This is a genomic window from Aliikangiella marina (genome assembly GCF_007004765.1).
GTDB lineage: Bacteria > Pseudomonadota > Gammaproteobacteria > Enterobacterales > Kangiellaceae > Aliikangiella > Aliikangiella marina.
In genome coordinates this window covers 141,262-160,870 of sequence record NZ_VIKR01000007.1, presented here as the reverse complement: position 1 = coordinate 160,870, position 19,609 = coordinate 141,262, and the positions used below count along the sequence as shown (strand labels likewise).

The 19,609-nt window shown below is 41.9% G+C and carries 16 protein-coding genes; 10 read left to right on the top strand and 6 right to left on the bottom strand.

The features are described 5' to 3' along the window. Window positions 1–17: 17 nt before the first annotated feature. The 6 genes from FLL45_RS21950 to FLL45_RS21925 form a co-directional block, all read right to left on the bottom strand. Window positions 18–212, bottom strand: a complete 195-nt coding sequence (locus FLL45_RS21950; protein ID WP_142944210.1) for a DUF6316 family protein — start codon at window positions 210–212, stop codon at window positions 18–20. Between the two features lie 202 nt (window positions 213–414). Then, the gene (locus FLL45_RS21945; protein WP_142944209.1) at window positions 415–1,230 is read right to left on the bottom strand and encodes a DUF3667 domain-containing protein; all 816 of its coding nucleotides are present in this window, start codon (window positions 1,228–1,230) and stop codon (window positions 415–417) included. A gap of 3 nt (window positions 1,231–1,233) precedes the next feature. Beyond that, complete coding sequence (locus tag FLL45_RS21940) at window positions 1,234–1,860, bottom strand: CAP domain-containing protein (protein ID WP_142944208.1); 627 nt, start codon at window positions 1,858–1,860, stop codon at window positions 1,234–1,236. 13 nt (window positions 1,861–1,873) lie between these two features. Then, window positions 1,874–2,398 (bottom strand): peptide deformylase, encoded by a 525-nt coding sequence (locus FLL45_RS21935; RefSeq protein ID WP_142944207.1) that lies wholly within the window; start codon window positions 2,396–2,398, stop codon window positions 1,874–1,876. A 29-nt stretch (window positions 2,399–2,427) separates the two neighbouring features. Then, window positions 2,428–3,630, bottom strand: a complete 1,203-nt coding sequence (locus tag FLL45_RS21930) for a diaminopropionate ammonia-lyase (protein ID WP_185964588.1) — start codon at window positions 3,628–3,630, stop codon at window positions 2,428–2,430. 58 nt (window positions 3,631–3,688) lie between these two features. Further along, window positions 3,689–4,552 (bottom strand): MBL fold metallo-hydrolase, encoded by an 864-nt coding sequence (locus FLL45_RS21925; protein WP_185964587.1) that lies wholly within the window; start codon window positions 4,550–4,552, stop codon window positions 3,689–3,691. A 204-nt stretch (window positions 4,553–4,756) separates the two neighbouring features. Here FLL45_RS21925 and FLL45_RS21920 point away from each other — a divergent pair, with 204 nt between their 5' ends. The 10 genes from FLL45_RS21920 (at window position 4,757) to FLL45_RS21875 (ending at window position 19,590) form a co-directional block, all read left to right on the top strand. Then, window positions 4,757–6,472: an ATP-binding cassette domain-containing protein gene (locus FLL45_RS21920; RefSeq protein WP_142944204.1), complete on the top strand. Its 1,716-nt coding sequence runs from the start codon at window positions 4,757–4,759 to the stop codon at window positions 6,470–6,472. Further along, complete coding sequence (locus FLL45_RS21915; RefSeq protein WP_142944203.1) at window positions 6,472–7,614, top strand: GNAT family N-acetyltransferase; 1,143 nt, start codon at window positions 6,472–6,474, stop codon at window positions 7,612–7,614. The genes FLL45_RS21920 and FLL45_RS21915 overlap by 1 nt, the downstream gene beginning before the upstream one ends. Beyond that, complete coding sequence (locus FLL45_RS21910) at window positions 7,595–8,617, top strand: GNAT family N-acetyltransferase (RefSeq protein WP_142944202.1); 1,023 nt, start codon at window positions 7,595–7,597, stop codon at window positions 8,615–8,617. The genes FLL45_RS21915 and FLL45_RS21910 overlap by 20 nt, the downstream gene beginning before the upstream one ends. 175 nt (window positions 8,618–8,792) lie before the next feature. Then, window positions 8,793–9,209 (top strand): VOC family protein, encoded by a 417-nt coding sequence (locus FLL45_RS21905; protein ID WP_142944201.1) that lies wholly within the window; start codon window positions 8,793–8,795, stop codon window positions 9,207–9,209. Between the two features lie 133 nt (window positions 9,210–9,342). Next, window positions 9,343–10,425 carry a glycine cleavage system aminomethyltransferase GcvT gene (gene gcvT / locus FLL45_RS21900; protein ID WP_142944200.1) on the top strand — a complete coding sequence of 361 codons (1,083 nt, stop codon included), beginning with the start codon at window positions 9,343–9,345 and terminating at the stop codon, window positions 10,423–10,425. A 59-nt stretch (window positions 10,426–10,484) separates the two neighbouring features. Further along, complete coding sequence (gene gcvH / locus FLL45_RS21895; RefSeq protein WP_142944199.1) at window positions 10,485–10,871, top strand: glycine cleavage system protein GcvH; 387 nt, start codon at window positions 10,485–10,487, stop codon at window positions 10,869–10,871. Window positions 10,872–10,995: 124 nt separating this feature from the next. Continuing rightward, window positions 10,996–13,869 (top strand): aminomethyl-transferring glycine dehydrogenase, encoded by a 2,874-nt coding sequence (gene gcvP / locus FLL45_RS21890; RefSeq protein ID WP_142944198.1) that lies wholly within the window; start codon window positions 10,996–10,998, stop codon window positions 13,867–13,869. A gap of 321 nt (window positions 13,870–14,190) precedes the next feature. Continuing rightward, on the top strand, window positions 14,191–17,196 hold the full coding sequence (locus FLL45_RS21885) for a TonB-dependent receptor (RefSeq protein WP_142944197.1): 3,006 nt from the start codon (window positions 14,191–14,193) through the stop codon (window positions 17,194–17,196). Between the two features lie 146 nt (window positions 17,197–17,342). Beyond that, window positions 17,343–18,080, top strand: coding sequence for a SapC family protein (locus FLL45_RS21880; protein ID WP_142944196.1), 738 nt, complete (start codon window positions 17,343–17,345; stop codon window positions 18,078–18,080). A gap of 19 nt (window positions 18,081–18,099) precedes the next feature. Then, on the top strand, window positions 18,100–19,590 hold the full coding sequence (locus FLL45_RS21875) for a tryptophan halogenase family protein (protein ID WP_142944195.1): 1,491 nt from the start codon (window positions 18,100–18,102) through the stop codon (window positions 19,588–19,590). The last annotated feature ends 19 nt before the right edge of the window (window positions 19,591–19,609 follow it).

Genomic DNA, 19,609 nt, shown 5'->3' with positions numbered 1-19,609 from the left:
TGAATGCACTGCGGATATTATTGATTTAAAAGGCCATCATAAACGCGTAGATTTCTCAAATAGATAAAAAATTCTTGCTCAGCGTCTTTGTGGGATTCGTAAGGTCCACGTTCACCATTTTCGCGGGTCATAAACCACCAACCCTCAGTCGTGTGGTAGTAACGTTCGGTGCGGAACCAAGACTTAGATTCTTCGCCTTGTCGTACGATCATCTTAATTGCCTCCATGCAATCGTTGGGTATATGAACTACTCTACTTCGAATATAGTGGAATTTGGCTTATTTTTTAAATATTTATCGCTATTTAGTAATTTATTGTCTAAAAATTTTATATTTCAGTCTATTTAAGTGATAAGCCTAAGTCGGCCTAAAGAAAATGTTCAATCAATATTTTCGTTTAGTTGATTTGACTGATTTAGGTGATTTGTGACCAGGTAAGCCAGAATTGAATAAAACGATACATAAAGTGAGAAACAAACACGGCGATAATCAAAAGAACCGTTTTAAGGGAGGTTATTACCCATTGGGTTTCATAAAAGTTTTTTTGCGACAGCCAAAGATAAATCAATAAACCGGCTTGTAACCAATAAAAGTAATGGTCAGAAAATATCGCAACAGATAAAAGCCAATCTAGCGAGTTAGATATTAGTTTGAGTAGTGTTGGCCAGATTAAAATAAAACTATAGATGTTAAGCGAAAAAATAAAATGATCTTGAGCAAAATAGCGTCGATCGATATTAATCAACCATACTAAAAAAGCCAAAAAAGGAATGCTAATGATCACCGTAGATTTTGCGATGGTTGGTGATACCTTGTTGTATTTCTCTGCCAATTCTTCTTCAGATATTTGATGATCAACAAGATACGCTTCAATCGTTGGTACGATTAAAGCCGCATGCGGTTGTAGATATTGTTCTTTTAATGACAGGTTAAAATCGGATAGTGGTGCAGAGAAAAAATAAATTAAATTGAAGATGAAGAATAGCGTAATTGGCGATAAATAGGGTTTGCGAGCGCCGCGTCGGAATTCGCGACAAAGAAAACCAGGTTTAATAAAAAAATATTTGATTGTCTTAAATAGTTTGCCATCTACAGAAGTGAGCTCTTCGACTAAGTGTGAGACCAGAACAAGTAAGGATCGTTGCTCAGCATCGAGTTTTTGCTCTCCACAGGCATCACAAAATTTTCCGTTAAATTGGTTGCCACAGCTTGGACACTGACTCTTATTCATGAGTTAATCCTTACTTTTAGCTACTTTTCCACGATACGCCTTTGACTCGCCTTGATGTGCCAAATAAACAACCCAATATTCGACATGTGGCGAACGTCGATCTTTAAAAAAGCCAACGCCTATTTCATCTTGTAGTAAGTAAAACTCATGTTCGGCCAGTAAGTGAGTACGATGAGTTTCAGAAAGCTTAAACTGTTCCCACATTTCATTGGCGTCGCTAATCCCTCCGGCAATAGCTTCAACGTTGTTTTCAAATAGTCGAGGATAAATTTTTGACAAAGGATAGCCCGCATCAATAAGTCGTTTATTCGCAGAAGAGCGACCGACATGAGTGACCCGCCCTAGCTCAGCCATTTCCTTTGCTTTTTTATCGGCGATCTCAGTGAGTAGTGAATTACAGGAAAGTTTTTGTCTTGGTTGTCTTGGGTCGAGAATAATTAATTTAGCTAATTGTCTCGCATTTTCATTGTTGCCACACTCGCTAAAGGCTAGTGAGCTATTTTCCGGTGATGATTTTTCTACCGAGTGCTTTTCAATTGCTCTCGATTCTGAGGATGCATTGGCGATTCCGTTGTTTAACACTAGTAAAGCTAGAGATGTTTTTATGGTTAAAGCTAAATATTTATACACAGCGATTTCCTTATCAAGTCTTGTTGGCGAACAAAGTTGCGTCGAGGTGATGCTTCTCAGATTGGAGAGCAATCTGGCTTCCATCGATGGCACGCATTGTCGCAACAATGCCGTTAAGGTGATCGAGTTCGTGTTGTAAAAGTTCTGACATTGCTCCTTCAATAAGTCTCTCTTGCGTTTGCCAGTTTTCATCGAGATAATGTATTTTGAAGGATTCATGACGTTTCACCTTAACCATCAAATCTGGAAAGCTCATACAGTCATCCCAAATTTCTATCATAGAATTACTCGAATCGATCACTTCAGGATTGATCAATAGTATTTTCTCAGGGGCTGCCATATAGATTACCCGTTTGGCGACACCGATTTGGATTGCCGATATGGCTCTTCCCCAGCCATACTGCCGGTTAAAAGCCCTCGCAGTATCCGCCAGGTTTTGTTTGAGTACTTTAATTAGTTGGTTATCTCCTATTTCAACAGGGTCTGATTTTTGGAGAAGTTTCGGATTTCCCAACTTAATAATTTCTTGAACAGCCATCGATCAATATCCTCGATAAGTCCTAATTACTAAAGCGCTGTGCCAATAATATTTTGGTATAAAATAGGGTCAGTATCACCTTCTGTTGAGAACAGTAATACTTTCGATTGTTTATTTAATGCGATTTGTTGGCGAATCTGTGCAAATCTTTTTTGTTCCATTAATGTCTTTAATAAACCCAAGGTGACGGCGGCTGACTCGCCAGATATGATGGCTTTATCGTTTCCCATGGGTTTCGCATAAAGACGCATTCCTTGCTCGCTAATGATATCTTGACACTTAATGGTGCCAATCGAACTAGCGTTCAAAATATCCCAGGCCGTCTTGCTGGGCAAACCACAAGCGAGTCCTGCCATAATCGTGTCCATTTCACCATCGTAAAGATGTGGCTTGCCATCATTAATTTTCATCGAGTCATAAAAACAAGGAGCTTTATCAGGCTCAACGATAATTAGGTGTGGCGTTGGTTTCGGGTGCTTGACCAAATAAGCGGCAATTGCCGCAGCCATTGAGCCGACACCGGCTTGTAAAAAAACGTGCGTTGGCCAATCATCAACGCATTGTGAATCAAATTCAGTAAGTAAACTAAAATAACCCCGTTTTATGTCCGCCGGAATGACTTCATAACCATTCCAGGCAGTATCTTGGATAAGTACCCACTCATTTTTTTGCGCCAATTGGTTAACCATTGCAACCGTCTGATCATAATTTAAGTCGGTAATTTCTGCTTGTTCGGCATATTTTGCTATTGCAGCTAAGCGAAACTCTGATGAACCATGTGGCATAAACACATGTGCTTTGCAGCCCAGCATTTTTGCACACCAGGCAACTGCTCTACCGTGGTTACCGTCGGTCGCGGTTGCAACATGAATATCTTTGGTTTGCGCGAATTCCTTCAAGGTTGCAAATTTTAAAGGAAGCTCAGCAGGTAGCGCGAGACGCTGAATTTGTTTGGCGATTGCATAGCTCGCTCCGAGCACTTTAAAGGCTTTTAAATCAAATCGAGTACTCTCATCTTTGACCCAAATCCGAGCCAATCCCAAGTGAGTCGCTAAATCGGAGAGCTCAACCAAAGGCGATTGATTAAATTGAGGAATACTGTGGTGAAAATTCGTTACTGCCTCACCGATATTGTCTGCTACTAGATCGTCAATGATTGAATTCGACTCAGTAGCCGCAATCACATTGGTGTTTAAGCGATGGTTTTTCGCGAATGTAATGGTATCACTCAACGAACAGCTCTCTTTTTTGACTGACAAGCAAAAGTGGCTTCAAATCTCCCTAACCACCCTAGGTGAATTGGTTAATGGGGAGCTTAAGGAAAGAAACTCCCGAGCTGCTTGGCTCAGGAAGCCTCCCCGCACGCATGTTGATTTGTAGCGCAGGTAATATGAGCTTTGGCACACTCAGCTGTTGATCGCGAGTTGTGCGCATTTCAACAAACGCAGTCTCGCTGATAGTGTCATTAATATGAATATTTTTCGCTTTCTGTTCTGCAACCGTTGTTACCCACTGTAATTCCCTACCGCCAGGCATATAGTCATGGCACATAAATAGCCGAGTATCCGCTGCGAGTGCAAGGGTTTTTTGGATGGATTGGTACAAGGTTTGGGCATCACCCGCAGGAAAATCGCAGCGAGCAGTGCCGTAGTCAGGCATAAATAAGGTATCGCCAACAAATGCCGCGTCATCAACAAGGTAAGTGCAACATGCTGGAGTATGTCCGGGAGTCGCCATCACCTGGATCGTTAACTCACCTAAGGGTAACGTATCACCATCTTTAAGCAGCATATCAAAATCAGATTGGTTACCTGCAGCAGAACCCTCAAGTTCGTAAATTTGATTAAAGGTTTCTTGTACTTGCTTAATGCCCTCGCCTATCGCGGTTGGGGCGCCGGTCTGTTGTTTTAGCCAATGGGCTGCTGTTAGGTGATCAGCATGAACATGGGTCTCTAGTAGCCATTTTACGGTTAACCTGTTGGCTTCAATATAATCTAACAGTTTCTGGGCACTTTGCTGGCTAATATTGATTGCAGCGGCATCATAGTCTAGGACTGGGTCGATAATTGCGGCTTGACCCGTAGTCGGATCAGAGACGACATGGGTAAAAGAAAAAGTCGGCTTATCAAAAAACGTCTCTACATTAGCTTGCAAAGTGATTACCTTTCGAGGTTAAGGAATGGGTTAGTGCCTCACTGATTGTAATGCAAATTCAGCATTGGCAAAAGGTGTGATCACGAGCAAATTGGATTAAGATAAAGGAATTAAATCTTTGCCTGAACCGCCTCATCCAGTAAAATTCGGGCATTGGATTTAAGGCGTTAACACCATGAATAAAAATAACGCGAAGGGAAGCTGGTGTATAAGAAATTTCTCCTGATTTATGGCTTAATGAATCAAGCGGATAAGCGGCGCTTACTGCTGATAGTTGTATTGTCGCTCGTCAATGGCGTACTTGGCGTTGCCGGTATTGCCTCAATTGTTCCTTTTATTGGTTTAATCTCTGAACCAGAGTTAATTGAAACCAACGAGTATCTAATCGCTTTTTCCTCTTACACGGGTATTTCAGAGTATTCAGAGCTAGTTGTCGCTTTTGCGATCATCTCGTTTATATTGGTGCTCGCCGGTAATGTCTTAAGTGCATCCGATGTTTGGGTTTCAGCGAAATTTGGCTATTTTAAAGAACGCCAGCTAAGTGGTCAGTTACTAACAAACTATTTGCAAGCCGATGACCTTGAGTTTGCCAAGCAAAAACAGTCAGAACGAGTCAAATCGGTACTAGCCGATGTTGATCGAGTGATTTTAGATACGCTATTTGCACAGATTGATATGTTCGCTAGCATGGTTATGGCAAGCTTAATTTTCATTTTGTTATTGGTCGTTGATTATCAAGCAACTTTAATCGTTAGTGCCGCAATTATTGCGGTATATCTGTTAGTTTACCAAATTGCTTCGAAAAGACTCGATAGACTAGGTAAAGAGTTTGCCGATATTGAAACCGATTTATACAGCGATGTTTTAGAGGCTTTAAAATTACATCGGGAAATAAAGCTTGCAAGAATTCAAGCTTTTTTCGTTGATCGTTATTCGGAGACCTTCCGAGATATGATAACCAATCGATTGAAATATGAGCTCATTAGTTTAGTTCCCCAAAGGGTGATTGAAACGATTGGTTATGCCAGTATTTTGATGATAGCCATTTATTTTGCCTTAGAAGAAAGTTTAGGGGCATCGTCATTAACGCTAATCGGTGTATATGCTTTTGCAATGTATCGATTAATGCCTGCAGTTGAAGAAATTTTTGATAGCTTTGAGCAGATTCAATTTGGCTCAGCAATATTGCGGCGTTTAGTTAAACAGTTAACAAAAGAACAGCCGACTCAGATTTTCGAACCCATTGAATTAAAATCGAGCTCGGTCTTGAAGTTAGCCAACATCAGTTTTGCTTATCGAAGTAATCAACCCTTGTTACTCAATAATATTAACTTAGCGTTCGAATTAGAAAAATTTCATTGCATCATGGGTAAGACAGGCTGCGGAAAATCGACGCTACTCAATATTATTTGTGGATTTTATCGACCGAATAAGGGGACGATAACCTTAGATAATCAAGCAATTGATCTGTATGAGAATAATGCTTGGCAAGATCAAGTCGGTTATGTCCCCGCTAAGGTCAACTTAATGGATGTTTCGCTCGCTGAAAATATTGCACTTGGTTTTGATGAGCAGCAAATCGATAATAATCGCCTTCAGTCGCTACTGGAACTTGTTGAGCTTGACTCTTTGGTGGGGTCATTAAAAGAAGGTGTCTCAGCTATTGTCGGTGACAACGGCTTAAGTTTTAGTTCGGGACAAATTCAAAAGATTGGCTTGGCTCGAGCGCTATACCGACAACCAAAACTACTGATTCTTGATGAATCTACCGATGCATTAGATCTTGCTTCAGAAAAACGAATTTTAAGTAAAATTAAAAAAGAATTTCAATTAACGATAATTTTTGTAAGTCATCGACCTTCAGTGACCGAGTTTGCGGATCAAATTATCGATCTCGAACAAACTCTAGTGAGAGATTAATGGCTAGTCGGTTTCATTTAACTAAAGTTAATTTCTCTGACCTGACCGAATCCCTCATTGCTGAATGGGAAGCACTACTTCCGCAGAGTACGCGACCATCAATCTACGCTAGCTTTGATTATATTGATTTGTCAGTCCAGCATTATGTTGACGAGGAGACAAAATCGGTATTTATATTATTTTTACGCGATCTCAGCTCGCAGAAATTGGTTGCCGTATTTCCGATGAGTCGAGGCGAACGACCTTGCTATAAAAAAAATGTGAGAATGATTGAACATGCGGTTACTACGCATAATAGTGATGTTGATAAACCCTACCCGATTATTCATCGTGATTATGAAAAAATAGCTTGGGAAAGCTTTCGCGATTTTTTTAAGCGCGAATACACCGACTGGGATTGGATTGAGTATGCTGAAGTTATTCCAGAATCCCGATTAAACCATGCGTTGAAGACTTTATTTTCATTACCCTATTTTTACACTAAACAAAATTCTGGGCCCGTTTCACCGATTGTCGATTTAACCCAAAATAAAGATCAGTATTGGGCTGCTCATCGAAATATGAGAAAAAAATATCGAAGAATGCAGCGGGTGCTTGGAGACAACTATTCGTATCAAGTATTCACTCAACCCGACGACATGGAACAATGTCTTCAAGAATATATTCAAACAGAAAGGTTAAGCTGGAAAGTTAATCAGGGCTTATCAGAGGAAACGGGCGAAGCATTTTATCGTGGGTTGATATCGCGACTAGCGCCAAAAGGACAAGCATGTTTTGGTATCTTGTACGATGGTAATACGCCGGTGTCAGTCGAACTAAGTTTTATCTATTTAGATACCGTATACTTCGCCCATGGCACCTACAATAATGAATATAAAAAATTATCTCCCGGTAGTGTCAGTACTTCCAAGTTTATCGAATACTTTCTCGAAAAGAATTATCGTAGAGGTGATTTTTTAGCCGGGTTTGCCCATTATATTAATGCTTGGTCTTCAGAAATATACCCAACTAAAGATACTGTTGTTTTTAAAATTAATCCGCTTTTTTTCTATTACGTTTTTATGTGGTCAAAAGAAAAGCTACGTTTATTGATTAAACGTAACTGGAATAAGATAGTCAATAATGCAAGTCAAAATTCTTAACAGTGACCAGATCGATCAAGTTGATCGGCAGCAGTGGGATCGGCTTGCTCAAAAAAGTGCCACAACCAACCCTTTTTACGAGTCTTGGAATCTAATTCCTGCACTAAAATACTTTACAAAAAACTCGGATGTAAAAGTGGTGGCCGCCTATAAAGCGGAAGAACTAATCGCCTTGTTCCCTATTGAATTGGGTAATCGAAAGTTTGGAATCCCTTATATTGATGTATGGAAGCATCACCATTGCTTTCTCACCGATCCTTTATGCAGTCAGCCAGATGAATTAGCAAAAATTGTTCAGTTTACTATCCGCAATTTAAAGATGTTAGCGTTCAGAATCCGTGATCATTCATTCTGTTCATTTGGGCGAGATATCAACCAAAACAGCGTCATTGTCGAATATTCGCGGGGTGCTATTCTTAACCTTAATGGCGTAGCGAAACATTTAATCAACCTGCCGCGGAAGATTCGGTCTGAAAATAACCGGATTACTAAACGATTTTCGGAAGCAACCAAAGCTGAATATGTCACTTCTGATACTCACCCTAAAGTAGATTGGCTGAAGGTCTTTTGCGAATTAGAGGATAGCGGTTGGAAAGCGAAAGCAAAGACTTCCATTCTATCGGACGATGATACGCTTAACTATTATCAAGCCATGCATGAAAACGCTGCCAAATTGGGAAAAATACAGTACCAGGGATATCGCAATCAATCGACTTGGTTTGCGGTGGCTTTTCGGGTGATATCTAACAATCAAGCATTCGATCTAAAGACTTGCTATAACGAATCGTATAAACAGGTCTATCCCGGGGTGAACCTCGAGTTGGCTAATTTAAAGGCATTAGAACAATATGGCTATCAAAGCTTAGACTCTTGTACGATGTCGGAGAATTATTTGATTAACCGAATTTGGCCTGATCAGAAACCCCTATTTACATCCTTTTATTTCCATGGCGGGATATTGAGTACAGTTTTTAAGTTGATTTATCGACTCAAAAAGCGATAGACGAATGAGGTTTGCTTCATCACTGACAGAAGTTTCTTTCATCGATAGCACAGGCTTCTCTCATCGGTAGCTTATAGGGGATGTCGACTATCATTCGCGGGTTGGAGTTCTCTATTGTTCTTATTCATGTTAAAAAGCAATAATCACCCATTCGACTCTGGAGCAGGAGCGCACCATGCAATATCTACATGCGATGATCCGAACTAATTGTCCGCAAGAATCAATCGACTTTTACGTGAAAGGCTTAGGTTTAAAACTACTCAGCGAGAAGAAAGTTCCGGCCGGTAAGTTCACCCTGTATTTCTTGGGTGAGTCTGAGGATGGCCCAATGATTGAGTTAACTCACAATTGGGATGAACGCGAATACACCGGTGGTGACCAATTTGGCCATCTCGCTTTTAGAGTTGATGATATTTATCAGCTTTGTCAGCATTTACAAGATATGGGCGTCACCATCAATCGGCCGCCTAGAGATGGTCACATGGCCTTCGTGAAAGATCCCAATAATATTTCAATCGAGTTGCTGCAAAAGGGAGATAGCCTACCGCCGCAGGCACCTTGGTCCGAAATGGAAAGCGTTGGCAGCTGGTAGTTGGTCAAATGGTCAAGATTCGCATTAGTTTTTTTGATGCAAATATCGGCTAATATCTAAGTCATCTGAGTTCTCAATAGCCGTCTTGACGGGTATAATCCACGCTCATTTTTTGACCCTTGGAAGCGACACTATGGGAAAACAAACTCCTTTTATCGACTGTCACAAAGCAGCTGGCGCAAAAATTGTCGATTTTGGCGGCTGGGATATGCCTCTTAATTACGGCTCACAGATTGAAGAACATCATGCTGTGCGACAAGATGTGGGGATGTTTGATGTCTCTCATATGACGATTGTCGAAGTTTCCGGGGATGATGCCAAAGCTTATTTGCAGAAGTTACTGGCTAATGATGTTGCTAAACTCACAGTTTCCGGTAAGGCCCTCTACAGCGGCATGCTGAATGAAAAAGGCGGCGTGATTGATGATTTAATCGTCTATTATTTATCGGATACCCATTACCGTGTGGTTGTGAATGCCTCGACACGAGATAAAGACTTGGCTTGGATGGCAGAGCAAGCAGAACATTTTGCTGTGGAAGTCACTGAGAATAACGATTTTGCCATGTTGGCCGTGCAAGGACCCAATGCATTAGAGAAAGCGAATAGCGTATTCTCTCCAGCTCAACAACAAGCAGTTGAGGGCTTAGGCGTGTTCGTTGCTGTTGACAGCGAGGGTTATTTCATTGCTCGCACCGGTTACACGGGAGAAGATGGTTACGAGATTATGGTGCCAGCGAACCAGGCAGAGAGCTTTTGGAACAAGTTAATGGCAGCTGGTGTTAAACCCTGCGGTCTCGGTGCCCGTGATACGCTCCGTTTAGAAGCCGGAATGAACCTTTATGGTAATGATATGGATGAATCAATTTCACCTTTAGAAGCTAATATGGGTTGGACAATCGCTTGGTCAGACGACAGAGATTTCATTGGTAAAGCTGCCCTTGCAGCACAAAAAGAAGCCGGCGTGGCCAACAAACTTGTCGGTTTAGTGCTTGAAGGTAAAGGGGTTATCCGAGCCCACATGAAAGTAGTTATTGATGGCGTAGGTGAAGGCGAAACAACCAGTGGCACCATGTCGCCGACGCTCAAGAAAAGTATTGGCATGGCGAGAGTTCCCAAAGCGACAGGTGAATCGGTTATGTTGGATATACGTGGCAAGCTAGTGCCAGCCAAAGTAGTTAAACCGTGTTTTGTTCGCAAAGGTGAGCCATTGGTGTAAAATGTGCGCCAATTTCATCAATGTCGAGAATTTGGACAACCTAATTTGAGGAAAAAACGATGAGTAATGTCCCAACCGATTTAAAATATGTCACTTCGCACGAATGGCTCAGAATGGAAGACGATGGCACAGTGACAGTTGGTATCACTGACCATGCGCAAGAGCTGCTCGGTGACGTTGTTTATGTTGAACTGCCAGAAATTGACAGCGAAGTTGCCCTGGAAGATGAAATCGCAGTAGTCGAGTCGGTCAAAGCAGCGTCAGACATTTACGCGCCGATTTCAGGAACAATTATTGCCGTCAACGAAGATTTGGAAGACGCGCCAGAAACAGTTAACTCATCGCCCTATGATGATGGCTGGATGTTCAAGATGAAACCTTCTGAAGAATCGGAAATTAATAATCTTCTTGACGCAGAAGCTTACGCTGCTGAAATTGAAGACTAATTTAACTGAAGACGCGACAGTCAGTTAAGTTAGCGAAAAGGGAATGGTTTAGCCTCGGCATGCGTCGGGGCTTTTTCAGTTTTTTCCCAAGTGAAAATTGCTAGTTAGATTTTAGAGAACCCATATGAAACAGAGCCTACACCAGTTATCAAATCACCAAGAATTTATTTCGCGCCACGTTGGTCCGGATGCGGAAGAAACTCGTCAGATGCTTGAGTACCTTGGGCTATCTTCTTTGGATGAGCTGCTAGAGCAAACCGTGCCAAAGAAAATTCGCTTGCCTGAGCCACTAAATATTCCGAGTGCCCGCAGTGAACAACAAGCATTAGATGATATTCGTCGCTATGCAGACTCGAATAAGGTGTTCAAGTCATATATTGGTATGGGCTACTACTCAGTGAAAACACCGACGGTTATTTTGAGAAATGTTTTAGAAAATCCTGGCTGGTACACGGCATACACGCCCTATCAACCAGAAATTGCCCAAGGTCGTTTAGAAGCAATTTTAACTTACCAGCAAATGACGATTGATTTAACCGGCATGGAGTTGGCGAGTGCGTCACTGCTTGACGAAGCAACCGCCGCCGCTGAAGCGATGGCTATGGCTAAGCGTGTTTCCAAAAACAAAAAATCGAACCAATTTTTTGTTGATGAAAATGCCTATCCTCAAGTTATCGACGTGATTAAGACTCGCGCTGAACACTATGGTTTTGAGTTGGTTATTGGGCCAGTTTCTGATGCCGTTAATCACGACGTTTTTGGTGCTTTTGTTCAATACACGGATCGAACCGGTGAGGTGATTGACCTAGAAAACATCATCAAAGGGCTACAAGAAAAGAAAGCGATCGTTGCGGTTGGTGCTGACATTATGAGTTTAGTGATGTTAAAAGCACCCGGTGAAATGGGAGCTGATATTGTTTTAGGATCGTCGCAACGATTTGGGGTACCGGTAGGATTTGGTGGTCCACATGCGGCATTTTTTGCAACTCGCGAAAAGCACAAACGGGCAATACCAGGACGAATCATTGGCGTATCAATCGATAGCAATGAGAAAACAGCTTACAGAATGGCGATGCAAACGCGGGAACAACATATTCGACGTGAAAAGGCTACCTCGAATATCTGTACTGCGCAGGTTTTACTCGCGAATATCGCGGCATTTTATGCGGTCTATCATGGTCCAGAAGGATTAAAGCAGATCGCTTATCGCATTCACCGACTGGCAGGAATCTTAGCTCATGCGTTAAAAGATGCTGGCGTCTCGGTGGTTAATCAATCTTATTTTGATACCTTGACTTTAGATGTTGCAGACAAGCGTGATGACATCATTGCGCGTGCGACAGAAGCGGAAATTAACCTGCGAATTGATACCAACGGTCAAGTCGGTTTGAGTATCGACGAAACGACTAACCCTGGCGACATTCAAACACTCTACTACGTATTGACGGGTGATGATGCCAAGCTCGACATCGCGGCACTTGATACTCGTGCGCAGGAGCATGAGTCATTTGAAGTTGGTTTGCTGAGAACAAGCGAGATTTTGCAGCACCCAACTTTCAATACCCATCACAGCGAAACTGAAATGCTTCGTTATTTGAAGCATCTAGAAAACAAAGATCTGTCGTTAACGCACGCGATGATCGCCTTGGGAAGTTGCACCATGAAACTCAATGCAACTTCAGAGATGTTACCAATCACCTGGCCTGGTTTTAGTCAAATCCATCCGTTTGCGCCTTCGGATCAAACCCTTGGGTATCAGCAAATGATTGAAGAGCTCGAAGGTTGGTTAGTTGAAATTACTGGGTATGATGCGGTATCTATGCAACCTAACTCGGGCGCACAAGGTGAGTACGCTGGTCTATTAGCCATTAAAAAATATCATGAAAGTCGTGGTGAGGGTCATCGTAACATTTGTTTAATTCCAAGCTCCGCACATGGCACTAATCCGGCGAGCGCGCAAATGGCGAACATGAAAGTTGTTATTGTTAATTGTGACGACCAAGGTAATGTTGATTTTGATGACTTAAAAGCGAAAGCTGAAGAAGTTTCTGAAAACTTATCGTGTTTGATGGTTACCTACCCTTCTACTCACGGTGTTTATGAAGAAGCTATCAAAGATATTTGTGCTTTGATTCATGAACATGGCGGCCAAGTTTATATGGACGGCGCTAATATGAATGCACAGGTGGGCATTACTTCTCCAGGCTTAATGGGTTCTGACGTGTCTCACTTAAACTTGCATAAAACCTTTGCGATACCGCACGGTGGCGGTGGTCCAGGTGTTGGTCCGATCGGTGTAAAAGAACACCTAAAACCATTCCTGCCGAATCATTCGGTTCGTAAAGTTCTCAATACTGACGAATCAAATGGTGCAGTATCAGCCGCACCTTATGGATCGGCGGGAGTATTACCCATCTCTTGGATGTATGTTGCAATGCTCGGGCAACAAGGGCTCGAACATTCAACAAAAGTCGCTTTATTAAGTGCTAATTATCTGACGAAAAAATTAAGCGATCACTATCCGATTCTTTATACCGGCCGCAATAATAAAGTGGCGCACGAATGTATCGTTGATCTGCGACCAATCAAGGCTGAAACTGGCGTGACTGAAGTGGATATTGCCAAGCGTTTAATGGATTATGGTTTTCATGCGCCGACAATGTCATTCCCAGTAGCGGGAACACTCATGATAGAGCCAACCGAAAGTGAGCCACTATGTGAAATTGAACGATTCGCAGAGGCAATGATTGCGATTAAAGCTGAAGTTGAAAAAGTGCGCTCTGGTGAGTGGGCTGCGGATAACAACCCGCTTTGTAATGCGCCACATACCCAAGTCGATTTACTCAACTGGGATAAACCTTACTCCATTAAAGAAGGTATTTATCCGGTTGAAGGACAAGAAGATCGCAAACTATGGCCACGGGTTAACCGTATCGATGATGTTTATGGTGATAGGAACCTGATGTGTGCCTGTCCTTCTCCGGAAGATTATCGGTAATATAAGTCACTGTAAAATTAGGCGGTACTCCGCCTTTTTGAATAAAAAACAAGTAGTTATAACATTCTATCAGGGGCTGATCGCCCCTTTTTTGTTTCCACAATTCCCACTTTTAAAATGACTAACCGTTCGTTTTTTAATCTTAAAAACAAAAAAGAGTTGACTGGGAGAGATTATTAATTTAGCTTAATGTAAGCGCTTACAAAAAAACCAGGAGTCGATCTTGGTTTTTTTTGAAGTAGGACTGAAAGCGCTTACATTTACGAAAATAAAAGAGTATAGTCACAGATAACGGGATGGAGATCGGAGGAAAATAATTAGATGAAGAATAATAAATTCAGTAAAACCCCCATCGCTGCAAGTTTGTCGCTCATTCTCGGCACAATGGCCATGAATCCTCTCTATGCCGCCGAGTCAGATACCGAAACCGGGGAAGAGCAAGATGCAGGCGAAGTCGTTTTAATCACGGGGATCCGCGGGAGCTTAATGAGCTCCATGAACAAGAAAAGAGATGCAATCGGTGTCGTTGATGCAATAACAGCGGAAGATATTGGTAAATTTCCAGATACTAATCTCGCAGAATCATTACAGAGAATATCTGGCGTGTCTATCAATCGGCAAAACGGAGAAGGTAGTCAAGTGACGGTTAGAGGGTTTGGCCCTCAGTTTAATATGGTTACCTTAAATGGACGTACGATGCCGGGGTCTTCACTCCCAAGTGGCGGGGGCGCTTCTGATACTCGAGCTTTTAGTTTCGAAAACTTGTCATCTGATGCTGTTCAGTCGATTGAAGTTTTTAAAACGGGTAAAGCGAATATTGCTTCAGGTGGTATGGGATCAACGATAAATATCGTGACGGCGAAACCACTGGATAATCCGGATTTTGTCGCGAGTGTCGGCGCAACGTTAGTGCATGATACGACAGTATTCGAAGGATCAGATGTTACTCCAGAGGTTTCTGGAATTGTCAGTTGGGCAAATCCGGAAAAAACATTTGGAATGTCTTTAAATGCGAGTTTTTCGGAAAGAGACAGCGGTGTTGCAGGCGCCACCATTGACCAATGGCGTTCTTCTCCTTGGGATGGAACGGTCCCAGATATCGATCCTAACAACCCGACTGTTTTCACCAATGAGCCTGCAATCGGTGATACGCACGCTCTACCCTCTAACCTAATTTACTATATGGCAGATCGAGAGCGGGAAAGAACGAATGCGCAGTTAACAATGCAGTTCAAGCCGAAAAGTAATATGACGGCAACTCTCGATTATACCTACGCAAACTTAGATCAAAACGAAGAGCGATCTGAGTTGTCTATTTGGTATGCCGAATACAAAAGTGCTTTAACTTTCGATAATGGTGTTAGCCGGACGCCGATTATTTATCGCGAGGATCGGTTTGATTTAGCACCGAGAGATATTGCCGTTGCACAGATCAATCAAAATGCTGAAACGGTCACTGATTCAATTGGCTTCAATTTCGAATGGGATGTTAATGATCGTTTTCGTCTGGCATTCGATTATCATGATTCCTCCGCAGAAACGACACCGACTCAAGGCTATGGTAATTTCTTGAAAGTTGGTTTAGGCGCTAATGTGGTCGCTGCTCAGGGGGCTAATTATAACAACGGGTTGCCAACCATGATTGTCGAGTTTGATGATTGCGACCCACGAATTGGATTGAACTGTAATAATCAATTTGATCAAGATGATGTCGGAACGTCTATTCAACAGCGAGCATTTTCAGAAAATTATAGTGATATTCAACAAACGCGAATTGATGGTACCTTTGATTTTGATGATTTCAGTGTCGATTTCGGTATTGAAATGCGCGACATGTCAAACCATACCATTCAATCAAATATCAACGACACTATGGGCAACTGGGGAGTAGAAAACCCGGGCGAATTACCTGCTGGTTTCTTAACGCCAGTCAACTTTGCCAATGTTTACAGTGATTACAGTACCGCTGGCGCTTGGACACAAGGATTTCGTGGAGATGCTGCAATGATTGGCGCGTGGGCCGCAAATTTGTATGGCTTTGCGTTTAATCGAAACCCTGATGAGCAGACGAATCGTTTGATCGAAGAAGAAGTCACTTCTGTTTATACGCAATTTCGATTTGAAGGTGATTGGAATCGAAAGCCCTACAATTTAGTCATTGGGTTCCGCTATGAAGATACGACGTCAAAATCTACAGCTAACATTGCGATACCCCAAGAAGTGCTTTGGGAATCTAATAATGATTTCCGAGTAATCGCAGGCTCGTCTGATAACAAAGAAAACTATACTTTGTCGAATGACTATGATCATTTCCTACCAAATCTCGATTTTGATATTGAACTTGCTGAGGATGTAATTGCACGTTTTTCTTATAGTAAAACAATTGCACGACCAAGCTTTGGTAACTTAAGTTCTGCTGCCACAGTGACGGGCGGACCTTCAACACCGACAATACTAGGCAATGCTCAGCCCGGCAGTGCCACAAGTGGCAATCCGGCTCTGGTGCCTTTAGAGTCGGAAAATTTTGATCTATCAGCCGAGTATTACTTTGATGAATCAAGTTACTTTTCTATTGGTTATTACTTAAAAGACGTGAGTAATTTCATCGGCACCGCACCAATAGTTCAAAACTTTTATGGTTTGAGAGACCCTAGTGCCGGACCGAGAGCTCAACAAGCGATTGCTGATTTGCAAGCGATTGGCGAAACTGTTAATGAAACCAATTTATTCTCGATGATGGCTGCTAATCAGCTAGGCGTAGATTATTTCTCAATGACAGCGAATGAGTTTGAAGCCGCAGTTGATATTTCTGCTAATGCTGACGATCCTTTGATGCAATTTTTATATCAAGCGCCAGTTAACAATAAAGAAGCACAAATCGATGGATTTGAAATCGCTGTCCAACACTTCTTTGGCGAGTCTGGTTTCGGTATTCAAGCGAACTACACAACCGTCGATGGAGATGTTGGTTTTGATTTGTCTGCAGCACCGGATGTTACTCAGTTTGCATTGCAAGGACTTAGCGATACCGCAAACGTGGTCTTTATGTATGAAAAATTTGGTTGGAATGCGCGCTTGAGTTACAACTGGCGAGATGACTTTCTTAACAGTGCCGCTCGATATGCCTCCGAGCCAGGATTTGTTGAGGAATATTCGCAAGTTGATCTGAGTGTTGGTTATGAGTTTAACGAAGATTTGACCATTCAATTTGAAGGCATCAACTTGACCGAAGAAAACTTTAGAGTCCATGGGCGAACAAGCGTTCAAATGTGGAATCTAGAGGAATATGGCGCTCGCTACAGTTTAGGCGTCAGATACTCTTTCTAACATCATTCAACATGCAGTTAGAATTTAGGCCGCCGAATACCTCCCTATTCGAGCGGCCTTTTTTTAAACATTTTTTAAATACTAGGGCTTTTGAGTAAGATATTTTTAAATTATGCTTAGTGAGAGAGTAATTTGGGGAATTCATTATGGCTAACATAGAAGTTTTAAATAATGTGACGCACAAGAATTTAAGGGTTGTAACCCACCAGTCCAAGGTACTTGGGGATGACGTAGGAAGCGCCCTCACCTTCCCGACTGAATATGGTAGCGTTATGCTCGAATACCCCATTTTTTTTCGTAAAGATCCTGACACGGGAGAATTTTGCTCAATTTTATTATTGGGGTTACGAGAAGATGAAAACTTATTTTTAGATAATCAAAGGTGGAAGGGAAATTATATTCCTTTAGCGTTTGCCCGAGGACCTTTTGTGATTTCTTATCAAGATCAACGACCAATTGGTAAAAGTAAACAAGAACCAATTATTAGTATTGATACTTCGAGTCCTAAAATAAGTGAGCTTGAAGGCGAGTCGCTATTTGATAGTGATGGCCAAGCGACTCAGTTCACTCAGAAAATTAACCGATATCTACTTGCCATACACAAAGGCATCGAATTTAGTAAGGCGATGTTTGAGAGTTTCAATCGTTTTGGTTTAATTGAGCCAGTCAATCTAGACATTCAACTGGATAGTGGGCAAGCGATTAAAATACCGGGTAACTACACGATCCATGAGGATAGACTGTTGAACCTTAAAGGCGATGCGTTAGAGGAGCTCAACAAGAATGGCTATCTACAAGCCGCTTATTCAGTCGTTGCTTCCTTAGGCAATATGAGAAAATTAATTGAAATGAAAAATCAGCGAATTTTTTTGCGACAAGAATAATCAATACTAAGGAGCTGTTTTGTCCAATAACAGAATTCAAAAAGTTGTAATTGTTGGTGGTGGTAGTGCTGGCTGGATGGCAGGTGCGGCATTAGCCAAGCTGTTGGGAAAAAATCTTGATATCTCGCTGATCGAATCCGAAGAGATCGGTCGAATTGGTGTGGGTGAAGCAACAATACCGCCGTTGAGAGTATTCAATCAATTATTGGGTATTAATGAACAAGATTTTATGCGTTCATGCCAGGCAACTTTTAAGTTGGGTATTGAATTTCAAAACTGGGGTGAGCGTGGCGACAGTTACATTCATTCTTTTGGCGCAACAGGAAAAGTTTGTTGGGCTGGAGAGTTTCAGCATTTTTGGTTAGGCGGTCTAGAAAGAAATATACAAAATGAATTTGGCGACTACTGCTTAGAGCTCAAAGCTGCGAAAGCGGGTAAATTCGGCTTTAACAAAGATATACAGCTTAACTATGCTTATCATATTGATGCTGGACTTTATGCCGCTTATTTAAAAAGGTTTGCGATGACTAACGGGTTAAAATGGATTGAAGGTCGAATTACCCAAGTTCATCAAAATACTGAAAACGGATACATAGAATCTGTCGAATTAAGCAATGGACAAAAAATAGCTGGTGATTTTTTCATTGATTGTAGTGGCTTCGCGGCTAAGCTAATTGAAGAAACTTTAGAGGCTGGATTTGAGAGTTACCAAAGCTACCTCCCTTGTGATTCAGCAGTTCCTGTGCAAACCGTTAAGCATGGTGACCCAAAACCTTACACCCAGGCAATTGCGCATGATTTTGGTTGGCAATGGCGAATTCCACTGCAGCATCGTGTGGGTAATGGCTTGGTTTATTGCAGTGAGTTTGCCTCGGATGAAACTGCCCAAGAAACCATTATGAGTAATTTGGAAAGCGAAGCGATTACCGATCCCGTAGTTTTAAAATATAAAACAGGAACCCGCAAAAAAGGCTGGGTTAAAAACTGTGTCGCGATTGGGTTATCAAGTGGATTTTTAGAGCCAGTCGAGTCGACCGCGATTCATTTAATTATGTCTGCTGTTTTGCGCTTGATGCGTTTATTTCCTCACAACGAAATCAGCCAATCGAATGTTGACGAATATAATCGTCAATATATTGAAGAAATGGAACGGATTAGAGACTTTATTATTTTGCACTACAAGGCGACAGAAAGAGAAGACTCTTCATTCTGGCAATATTGTAAGCACATGACAGTACCTGAAACGCTCGCTCATCGTATGCGATTGTTTAAAGATACCGGACGAGTCTGTATTACTGACACGGAACTATTCAAAATTGACTCCTGGACTCAAGTGATGCTCGGTCAGCGAGTTAGGCCGGATAATTACCATCAAATTGTAGATATGATGCCCGATGGTGAGTTGGACAGGTTTTTAATGATCCTCCGAAATCAGGTCGATAGTCAGCTAACCAATATGCCGACACATCAGCAGTTTATTGACCATTACTGCAAAGCAAATCCGATTTAAATTTCTAACACAGTTGTTT

Excerpts from the sequence above, each read along its gene's own strand:
- FLL45_RS21935 (WP_142944207.1), bottom strand. The coding sequence starts at position 2,398 with ATGGCTGTTCAAGAAATTATTAAGTTGGGAAATCCGAAACTTCTCCAA.
- gcvP (WP_142944198.1), top strand. The coding sequence starts at position 10,996 with ATGAAACAGAGCCTACACCAGTTATCAAATCACCAAGAATTTATTTCG.
- FLL45_RS21880 (WP_142944196.1), top strand. The coding sequence starts at position 17,343 with ATGGCTAACATAGAAGTTTTAAATAATGTGACGCACAAGAATTTAAGG.
- FLL45_RS21905 (WP_142944201.1), top strand. The coding sequence starts at position 8,793 with ATGCAATATCTACATGCGATGATCCGAACTAATTGTCCGCAAGAATCA.
- FLL45_RS21950 (WP_142944210.1), bottom strand. The coding sequence starts at position 212 with ATGATCGTACGACAAGGCGAAGAATCTAAGTCTTGGTTCCGCACCGAA.
- FLL45_RS21885 (WP_142944197.1), top strand. The coding sequence starts at position 14,191 with ATGAAGAATAATAAATTCAGTAAAACCCCCATCGCTGCAAGTTTGTCG.
- FLL45_RS21910 (WP_142944202.1), top strand. The coding sequence starts at position 7,595 with ATGCAAGTCAAAATTCTTAACAGTGACCAGATCGATCAAGTTGATCGG.
- FLL45_RS21945 (WP_142944209.1), bottom strand. The coding sequence starts at position 1,230 with ATGAATAAGAGTCAGTGTCCAAGCTGTGGCAACCAATTTAACGGAAAA.
- gcvT (WP_142944200.1), top strand. The coding sequence starts at position 9,343 with ATGGGAAAACAAACTCCTTTTATCGACTGTCACAAAGCAGCTGGCGCA.
- gcvH (WP_142944199.1), top strand. The coding sequence starts at position 10,485 with ATGAGTAATGTCCCAACCGATTTAAAATATGTCACTTCGCACGAATGG.
- FLL45_RS21915 (WP_142944203.1), top strand. The coding sequence starts at position 6,472 with ATGGCTAGTCGGTTTCATTTAACTAAAGTTAATTTCTCTGACCTGACC.